8 protein-coding genes are annotated in these 8,402 nt (G+C 69.4%); 6 read left to right on the forward strand and 2 right to left on the reverse strand.

Annotated features, from left to right (window positions below; all coding sequences use genetic code 11):
• Window position 1: 1 nt before the first annotated feature.
• Entirely contained in the window at window positions 2-1,636 is a 1,635-nt protein-coding gene (locus tag FJ091_05650) for a PilZ domain-containing protein (protein ID MBM4382836.1), read from the reverse strand.
• Window positions 1,637-1,728: 92 nt separating this feature from the next.
• Here FJ091_05650 and FJ091_05655 point away from each other — a divergent pair, with 92 nt between their 5' ends.
• The 4 genes from FJ091_05655 to FJ091_05670 all read left to right on the forward strand — a co-directional run bounded on the left by FJ091_05655 (window position 1,729) and on the right by FJ091_05670 (window position 4,164).
• A complete protein-coding gene (locus tag FJ091_05655) occupies window positions 1,729-2,307 on the forward strand; it encodes a hypothetical protein (GenBank protein MBM4382837.1) in 579 nt (192 codons plus the stop codon).
• Window positions 2,295-3,320 (forward strand): hypothetical protein, encoded by a 1,026-nt coding sequence (locus tag FJ091_05660; protein ID MBM4382838.1) that lies wholly within the window; start codon window positions 2,295-2,297, stop codon window positions 3,318-3,320. Before FJ091_05655 ends, FJ091_05660 begins: the two co-directional genes overlap by 13 nt.
• Window positions 3,321-3,400: 80 nt before the next feature.
• Window positions 3,401-3,691: a hypothetical protein gene (locus FJ091_05665; protein MBM4382839.1), complete on the forward strand. Its 291-nt coding sequence runs from the start codon at window positions 3,401-3,403 to the stop codon at window positions 3,689-3,691.
• Window positions 3,692-3,837: 146 nt separating this feature from the next.
• Complete coding sequence (locus FJ091_05670) at window positions 3,838-4,164, forward strand: UrcA family protein (GenBank protein ID MBM4382840.1); 327 nt, start codon at window positions 3,838-3,840, stop codon at window positions 4,162-4,164.
• Between the two features lie 147 nt (window positions 4,165-4,311).
• On the opposite strand, the gene pyk is transcribed toward FJ091_05670, so the two are convergent.
• Window positions 4,312-5,745, reverse strand: coding sequence for a pyruvate kinase (gene pyk, locus FJ091_05675; protein ID MBM4382841.1), 1,434 nt, complete (start codon window positions 5,743-5,745; stop codon window positions 4,312-4,314).
• A gap of 94 nt (window positions 5,746-5,839) precedes the next feature.
• Between pyk and FJ091_05680 the strand changes: the two genes are divergently transcribed.
• Both FJ091_05680 and FJ091_05685 read left to right on the forward strand, forming a co-directional pair.
• Complete coding sequence (locus tag FJ091_05680; protein ID MBM4382842.1) at window positions 5,840-6,832, forward strand: NAD-dependent epimerase/dehydratase family protein; 993 nt, start codon at window positions 5,840-5,842, stop codon at window positions 6,830-6,832.
• A gap of 43 nt (window positions 6,833-6,875) precedes the next feature.
• A complete protein-coding gene (locus FJ091_05685) occupies window positions 6,876-7,664 on the forward strand; it encodes an SDR family oxidoreductase (GenBank protein ID MBM4382843.1) in 789 nt (262 codons plus the stop codon).
• Window positions 7,665-8,402: the final 738 nt, after the last annotated feature.

The raw sequence follows: 8,402 nt of genomic DNA on the forward strand, positions 1-8,402 counted from the left end.
CCTACGCGCTCTCCGCCGTCGCCTCCACCAGCGTGCTCAGCACGACGCGCGCTTTCTCGCCGCGCGCGTGGTGGGTGCGCTCGATCTCCGCGCCGGCTTTGAGCATGCGCTCGAGCGCCCTCCGCGCGGCGAGCGTGGCTTCGGAGAATCGCAAGATCAGCCCGCGCGGGCCTTCATCGCGGGCGACTTCGGCGTCGAGCAGAACCGGCGGCTCGCCGCCGGGCGGTCGCAGCGCGAGCCGCAGCCTCGAGCCGACGCGGACGCGCGGGTGCGGCTCGACGCGCATCCCGCGCAGCGAGAGATCGGTGCCGAACAGCACGTCGTTCGCGACGCCGCTCTTCTCATCGAGCGCGAGCACTTGCTGCGCGTAGCGCACGCGCGCACTGCGGCGCCGATCCTTCAGCGCGGCCGGCGCGCCGAGAGCGCCCGGCGTGCACGGCACCCGTGCGAGCGGGCCGGTCGCTGCGAGCACTCCGAGCAGAGCCGCCAGGCGCTTGCGTTTGCGCGCCGAGAGCGCCTCCCAGCGCACGCCGGCGACACAGTCCTCGCCCGCCGACTCGCTGCGCTCGATCGCTCCCACGAGTGTGAGCGCGCTTCCGCCGCTGTACTTGCTCGGCACGCGCACCACGATCCGCGCCGCCGGCGCGAGCGGCCGCGCGAGCTGCACGCGCGCACCCGTCGCGGACAGCTCGAGCACGAAGGCGCGCACGGGGCGGATGCCGTGCCACACGCGCGCGGGCGCGCCGAACGCGCGGCGCGGGTGCTTGCGACGCTCGCGCTGGCGATACAGCAGCGAGGCGAGCAGCAGGCGCTGCGTCTCCGGGTGTGCGCTGCGGCGCAGCACCCACTCGTAGCCCTGACGTCGAAGCTGCGTGTGAAGGGTTTGCGCATCGGAGTCGCTCACCGCGAGGCCGATCGCGCCGCGCGCGAGCACGGCCTCGTCGAGGGGCACCGCGAGGGCGACGCGCGCGGACACGATCACGAGTCGCGGCGCTTCGGCCCACGCGATCGGCTCCACCTGCGAGCCCCAGCGCAGCCGCAGCACGCTCGCGCCGAGAGACTGCGCGAGCTGCGCGATGCCGCCGAGGTCGCCTTCGTCGATCAGCGCGACATCGGCGCGCACCGCCTGCGGAGCGAGGTCAATCACCTCCTCGCGCGGGGAGGGTTCAGCGAGCGCGATCTCGCCGTGCGTGAACGGCTCCGCGGCTTCTGTGCCTTCACTCGGAGTCGGCGGCGGCGCATCGGGCTCCGGAGTCGCCTCCGCTGCCTCGCTCGACGGAATGGAGCTGGGCGATTCGGCGTTCGCCTCGCTGCATCCCGGATCCTCGGTCACGAACTCGATGCGGTCGGACCAGTCCGCGCTCAGAAACGCCGGCGGCTCGATCCATTCGAGCCCGACGCCCGCGCGAGACGAGGCGACCCGTTTGCGCGCCACGCGCGCCCGCGCCAGCTGCGGCGCAAACGTCACGTCGGCGAACCGAATCGCGACCTCCTCGCCGACCGGAATGCGCGAATTGAGCTGCACGAAGGCGCCGGACGCGGAGGCATCGACCAGGATCCCGCGCACGGTCCGATCGCCGTGAACGACTTCGCAGGGAAGCCGCTGCCGTTCGCGAGGTGCGCTGCGCCGTTCCATCCCCCGTCGAATCGACCTCTCCAGCGGCGCGCTTGATCGCTTGCCCCGTGTGGCGTCCGCTGCGATAAACGCCGTCGCTCGGGGAGGGCGTGGTGCGACAGACCGTTCGTTTCGCCGCGTGCGCGCTCGTGCTCGTCGCGTTGCTCGCCCCGGCACACGCCGAGAGCGCGCGCGATCCGAGCGTGCTTACGCCTGAAGAGATCGAGGCCGAGCTGCAGCGCGAGACGGAGCGCGAGCATCAGCTGTTCGGCCTCGCGCGCGCGCGGGTGTCCTATCCGCAGCTCGCGTCGGTCGGCCTGGGCATGCTGATCGGCAAGCGTTCGCGCGCCTACGACTGCACGATTCAGTGCGAGGTCGACGGCTGGCTCGCGAGCGCCGAGGCGGGCGCGGGCGGGGCCGTGTTCAGCCTCGGGCCCGCGTACCTGATCGGCGAGCTTGGGGACAACAAGTACTTCCTCTCGCGCCGCTACATGGGCTATTCCGTGCGCGGCTCGGTAATGCGCACCTGGGGTGAGACCCCGCGGCGCGCGGATCGCGAGTGGCTGGCGGGGGTCGAGGGCCAGTTCACCGTGGTGAGCCTGAATCTCACCCTCGGCTTCTACCGTCGCATCACGGATCACCGGGAAGGATCGCCTTGGCTCGTGTCGGGGGGCATCGGATGGGGCTTCTGACGCGCGCACTCTGCGCGGCGCTCGCGCTGTCCGTCGCGTCCTCGGCCGGCGCGCTCGAGACGGATCAGTACTACGCGTGGCGCCGCCCGATGGCGGACTCGGGCGACGCGCTCAACGCGAAGATCAACTTCGAGATCCGCACGGCGCTCGCGGAGATCAACGCCAAGGACCACGGGCGCGGCGCGAGCTGCCGCGACGTCGTCGACGCGATTCACGACCGCTACGCGCTCTTCATCTTCCAGACGATCGAGCTGTGGGCGCAGCTAACGGCGGTGCTGTCGCGAGTTCCCGCGACGAAGGAAGAAGAGTTCGACTACCGGAAGAACTGGATCTACGGCGGCCTGCCTTGGTACGACCTCGGTCTGACCGTGCCACCGAGCCCGACGCTCGAGGTCGACGGCATCCGCTTCGGCACGGACAAGATCTCCCACTTCTTCAGCGAGGGGCACTACTACCTCGAGTGGTACGAAGGCGCGCGCGAGCGCGGGCTCTCGCACGACGACGCGCTCCGGTTCGCGATCGACCGCGGCATCACGATCGAGACGACGGTGCTCGGCGGCGTGATCTCGGGCGTGATCTCGCCCGGCGACCTCGAGGCGAACTACGTGGGAGTGCACTGGTACATCGACCTGTGCGAGGGCACGCCGCCGCTCCTGCAGCGCACCGATGCGGGCTGGACGATGCCGGTGCCCTTCGACCTGCGGCCCTTTCTCTCGCCCGAGTGGGACGAGTCGTACTCCCCGAACGTGGTCCTCGACGGGCGCTGGGTGAACGTGAAGCCGGCGATCGTGCGCCACTGCGCGGACCTCGAAGATCCGGTCGTGCAGGCCCGCCGCGCCGCCTACGCCGCGCGCGACACGGAGACCTATACGGAGAAGGTGCTCGCCGAGATGGTTCAGGCGGGGCGGCTGAAGAATCCGCAGGACTACGGCGTCGAGCGTTTGTGCAACGTCGCCGCAGCTCCCCCCGAGACCGCCAGCAACGCCCCGGCAACTCCCGGCGCAGGTCGCTGACGCGCCGGACTAAAGAAACTAGTGGCGCCTGGCCGATGACGAGGCCAAGCTCCGCCCCGCTCAACCGCCCGGGGAGGCCTATGAAACGCGTCCTTGCGATCGCAGCGATGCTCGCCCTCGCGGGCTGCTCGCATTGGTCGCACGGCACGAAGGATCGCCAGGACTGGTACGGCGACTTCCACGAGTGCTCCGAGGGCGCGAGCCAGATCGCCGACTACGCGAACGGCTACGTGCGCGGCGGCGTCGGGATCGAGTTCCGCGTCTACCCGAAGGTGCGCCCCACCCTGTTCCGGCCCTTCGGCAAGCGCATCCGCGAGAACTGCATGGTCGAGCGCGGCTGGACGCGGCGCGAGGCGGACGACGCGAAGTAGCTCGGATGGTTCTGGCTCAGGGCTTCGTCGTCCGTTCCTGCTGAGTGTTTTTCGCTTCAGCAGGTGTGCGCGCCGTCCGAAATGGGCTCCAACCTAAAACCCAGCGCCAACCGCCCGGCGGCAACCGGCGCCCACGGAGCCCCCCAATGAAGAAGCTCGCGCTGTCCTTTGCGTTCTGCCTCGTCGCCCTTCCGTGCCTCGCGTCGAGCGACGCACCGATGCAGAAGGCGGTCCGGACATCGGACCTGAACCTCGAGAGCCAAGCTGGCGTGGACGCCCTCTATCGCCGGCTCGAGAGCGCCGCGCGCTCGGTGTGCAGCCCCGCCGAGGGTCGCTCGCTCGCGGAGAAGGCGCAGTGGAAGCAGTGCATGAGCCAGACCATGGACAGCACCGTCGCGTCGGTCGATCACGACGGACTCTCGCGCCTCCACGCGTCGAAGGCCGGCGCCCCGACGAGCGTCGCGCGCCACTAAAGGCGCGAACGCAGGGCCGCGCGAAACCGCTCAGGAGCGTCCCGCAGCTCACCGCTGCGGGCGCTCCCGAGCCGACGCGCACGGTTCGCGTGGGCGGTGGGCGAGCGCGTACGGCGCCCGTCAGTCCCGCGGCCGCGCGCGCCAGGCTTATTCGGCCACGCGCACGATCTTCAGCGTGTTCGTGCCGCCGGGCTGGCCCATCGGCTCGCCCACGGTGAGCACGATCAGGTCGCCGCGCTTCACCGCGCCCTGCTCGAGCAGGATGCGCTCCGCAGCGCGCAGCGCGCCCTCGCGATCGTTCGTGCGCCCCATGTAGACGGGGTGCACGTTGCGGTAGAGCGAGAGCCGCCGCTGCGTCGCCTCGCTCGGGGTGAGCGCGTAGATCGGGATGTCGACGTCGTGGCGGCTCATCCACAGCGTGGTCGTGCCCGACTCGGTGAGCGTGCAGATCGCGGCGCAGCGCAGGTGGTACGCGATGAAGAGCGCGCCGTAGGCGATCGACTGGTTCACGCGTGAGAAGGTCTGGTTGAGGAACTGAAGGTCGAGCTCGACCTGCTCCGAGCGGTCCGCCTCTGCGACGACCGCAGCCGTCGCCTCCACCGTCTCCACCGGGTACCGCCCCACCGCCGTCTCGGCGGAGAGCATCACGGCGTCGGTTCCGTCGAGCACCGCGTTCGCGACGTCGCTCACCTCGGCGCGCGTCGGCACCGAGTTCTGAATCATCGACTCCATCATCTGCGTCGCGGTGATGACGAGCTTGTTCGCCTTGCGCGCCGCCGAAATGATGCGCTTCTGCAGCGCCGGCACGCGCGCATTGCCGACCTCCACCGCGAGATCGCCGCGCGCCACCATCACGCCGTCGGCCGCAGCGAGAATCTGATCCAGAGCCGGAATCGCCTCTGCGCGCTCGATCTTGGCGATGATCAGCGGCTCCGCGCCGTGCGCCGCGCCCGCGCGCGCGGCGAGCTTGCGCGCGCGCTCGACGTCGGCCCGACTCTTCACGAACGAGACGGCGATGAAGTCCGCGCCGCACGCCATCGCGATCTCGATGTCGCGCGCGTCCTTCTCCGTGAGCGCGTTCGCGGAGAGCCCACCGCCCTGCTTGTTGATGCCCTTCTTGTCCGCGAGCTCGCCGCCGGTGCGCACCACGGTGTGGATCTCGGGGCCGGTCACGCGCTCGACGTCGAGCACGATCATCCCGTCGTTGAGCAGCAGGGTGTCGCCCGCCTTTACGTCGCGCGGCAGGTCCTGAAAGTCGATGCCCACGCGCCGCGCGTCGCCGAGCGTGCAGGTCGCGTCGAGGATGAAGTGCGCGCCCGCCTCGAGCTGCACCACGCCGCCCGCGAAACGGCCGACGCGAATCTTCGGGCCTTGCAGGTCGACGAGAATCCCGACCTCGCGCCGCGCTCGCTTCGCCGCCTCGCGCACCACCTTCGCGCGCGCCAGCCGGTCCGCCTCGTCGCCGCCGTGCGAAAAGTTGAAGCGCACGACGTCGACGCCCGCTTCGATCATGCGCTGCATCACGGCGAGATCGCTCGATGCGGGCCCCTGAGTCGCGACGATCTTCGTGCTACGCGGCAAGCGCTGTCCCCCTGCGCAGGAGTTAGCGACTCATCGCCGCAGCGCTGCCGCAACTTCAGGGAAGCGCGCTACCTCCGCGGCGGAGGAAGCCTCCATGCGCACGCTCGTCCTCGGCGGGAACCGTTACATCGGTCTGCATCTCGTGTTCGAGCTTGCACGGCGCGGGCACGAAGTGACGCTGATGAACTCGCACGAAGCGCCGATGCCGCCCGGTGCGAAGCGCCTCCACGGCGACCGCCAGCAGCCCGGCGTGCTCGAAGCCGTGCTCGGCCCGCACCGCGATGCGTTCGACGCGGTGTTCGACAACACGTCGTACACGCCGAAGGACGTGCGTCCGCTGGTCGAGCTGTTTCGGGGGCGCGTAGCGCACTACGTCTTCACGAGCTCGACCGCGGTGTATCGGCGCAGCTACGTGCAGCCGATCCTCGAGCACTTCCGCCGCCACGACCCGAACGACGCCGACCCGCGCAAGGCGTACGGGGTGGGCAAGGTGCAGTGCGAGGACTTGCTCGACGCGGAGCACGCGGCGACGGCGTTCCAGCATACGACGCTGCGCGTGGGCCACACGCTCGGGCCGATGTCGCCGCTCGCGTCGCGCGACCCGGTGTTCTTCGCGCGCCTCGAGCAGCAGCGCCCGATTCCGATTCCCGGCGAAGGCCACGCGCTCGTGCAGCTGATCCACGTGCAGGACGTCGCCGCGTGCATGGCGAGCGTGATCGAGACGAAGCGCTCGGTCGGGCAGACCTACACCGTGACCGGCCGCGAATCCGCGAGCGTGAGCGGGATGATTCATCTCATGGCGCGCGCAGTCGGGGTGGAGCCGAACATCCTGCATGTGCCCATGGAGATCGCGCGCCGCGCGAATCCGCCGCTCGTGCACTGGGGCGAGGCGCTGATGGGCAGCGTCGCGTTCTCGATCGAGAAGGCTCAGCGCGAGCTCGGCTGGTCGCCGCAGTTCGGCCTCGAAGACGGCTACCGCGATTCCTACGAGTGGTTCGTGCGCGAGGGCCGCAGCCGCTACGCGTTCGACTTCGCGCGCGACGACGCGCTGATCGCGCAGCTCGGTGGCGGCTCGCTGCGCAGGTAGACGCGCTGCGATACCACGCGACTCCACTTCGAAGGAGTCGCGCATGGGCGTTCTCGCGAATCGCGTCGCACTGATTACGGGCGCCGGCGCAGGCATCGGCGAAGGCATCGCGCGCCGCTTCGCAGCCGAGGGCGCGGCGATCGTCGTCGCCGAGCGCGATGCCGCGTCCGGCGCGCGCTGCGCGGAGGCGCTGCGCCGCGACTTCGGCGCGCGCGCGGAGTTCGTCGCGATGGACGTGGGCGTGAAGGAGCAGGTGCTCGCCGCGGTCGAGCTCACACGCACGAAGTTCGGCGGCGCGGACGTGCTCGTGAACAACGCCTGGGGCGGCGGCCAGATCGGGCGCATCGAGAAAAAATCTGACGCGCTGATGGAGCACGGCTTCCGCACGGGCCTGATGGGCGCGTTTTGGGCAATGCAGGCGTGCTTCCCGCACATGCAGCGCCAGCGCTGGGGCCGCATCGTCACGATCTGCTCGCTGAACGGCGTGAACGCGCACATGGGCACCGCCGAGTACAACTTCTCGAAGGAAGGCCTGCGCGCGCTCTCGCGCACCGCCGCGCGCGAGTGGGCGCAGTACGGCATCACCGCGAACGTGATCTGCCCCGCGGCGGCAACGACGGCGTACAAGGCGTTCTACGACGCGAACCCCGAGACCGCGCAGGCGATGGCGGCGGCGAATCCGATGGGGCGCATGGGCGACCCGGAGAAAGACATCGCGGGCGTGGCGCTGTTCCTCGCGTCGGAGGACTGCCGCTACCTGACCGGCAACACGCTGTTCGTGGACGGCGGCGCGCACATCAACGGCGTGGCGTGGGCGCCGGAGTTGGAGTGAGGGGCCGACAGGATCTCTCGCCCCCGGAAGACTCGGGCGACAGGAGAAATGAGAACGCCGGTCGTCAGTCGCTCACCGCAGAACGTTTACGACCAACACCTGCCGCGTGCCGCTTGGTTCGCACGTCGAACAGCGCACGATGGTCTCGACCCTGAACCTTGTGGCCTCTGCAAGCGGCTCGACCTCGAATTCGAACGCTCCCGACCACATACCTGGATGGAGCTCGTTCCGGAGCCTCGCGAATCGCGTTTCCCCAACGCTCGGATCCGGAGTCTTGAACCCAGACGGGGCGGTAATGAAGCGTGCCCCATCGAGAAGGGTCAGGTGAAACAGGGGGGCAGGCGCAACTTTCTTGGAGTCGTTCTTGATCAACAGCGAAAATCGCAATCGGGCGCCTTCGGCGCGCATTTTCACTGAACGCGGATCCCAGCGATTTGGCTTTAACAGAAAGCCCACTTCTAGGCGCGGACGCTCCTCCTCCGGCGGTTCGACCACGATTTTGAGAGGCTCGCTCGGCCTTCGATCAAGCCGCGCCAGCTCGAGTTCCAGCTGCCTTACACGCTCAACGGCAGCATTTCTCTCGCCCTGCAACGATGTGTTACTCGCGTGCATGACCTGCTGGCCGATTCTCGGACCGACTGATTCTTGAGAGAGAATGGCTTCCGACGGAAAGGAAGCCCCCATGAAGAAGAGTCGGTTTACGGAAGAGCAGATGGTGAAGATTCTGCGCGAGGCGGA

The organism is Deltaproteobacteria bacterium (genome assembly GCA_016875395.1).
Taxonomy (GTDB): domain Bacteria; phylum Myxococcota_A; class UBA9160; order UBA9160; family UBA6930; genus VGRF01.

Excerpts from the sequence above, each read along its gene's own strand:
- FJ091_05660 (MBM4382838.1), top strand. The coding sequence starts at position 2,295 with ATGGGGCTTCTGACGCGCGCACTCTGCGCGGCGCTCGCGCTGTCCGTC.
- FJ091_05685 (MBM4382843.1), top strand. The coding sequence starts at position 6,876 with ATGGGCGTTCTCGCGAATCGCGTCGCACTGATTACGGGCGCCGGCGCA.
- FJ091_05680 (MBM4382842.1), top strand. The coding sequence starts at position 5,840 with ATGCGCACGCTCGTCCTCGGCGGGAACCGTTACATCGGTCTGCATCTC.
- FJ091_05650 (MBM4382836.1), bottom strand. The coding sequence starts at position 1,636 with ATGGAACGGCGCAGCGCACCTCGCGAACGGCAGCGGCTTCCCTGCGAA.
- FJ091_05670 (MBM4382840.1), top strand. The coding sequence starts at position 3,838 with ATGAAGAAGCTCGCGCTGTCCTTTGCGTTCTGCCTCGTCGCCCTTCCG.
- FJ091_05665 (MBM4382839.1), top strand. The coding sequence starts at position 3,401 with ATGAAACGCGTCCTTGCGATCGCAGCGATGCTCGCCCTCGCGGGCTGC.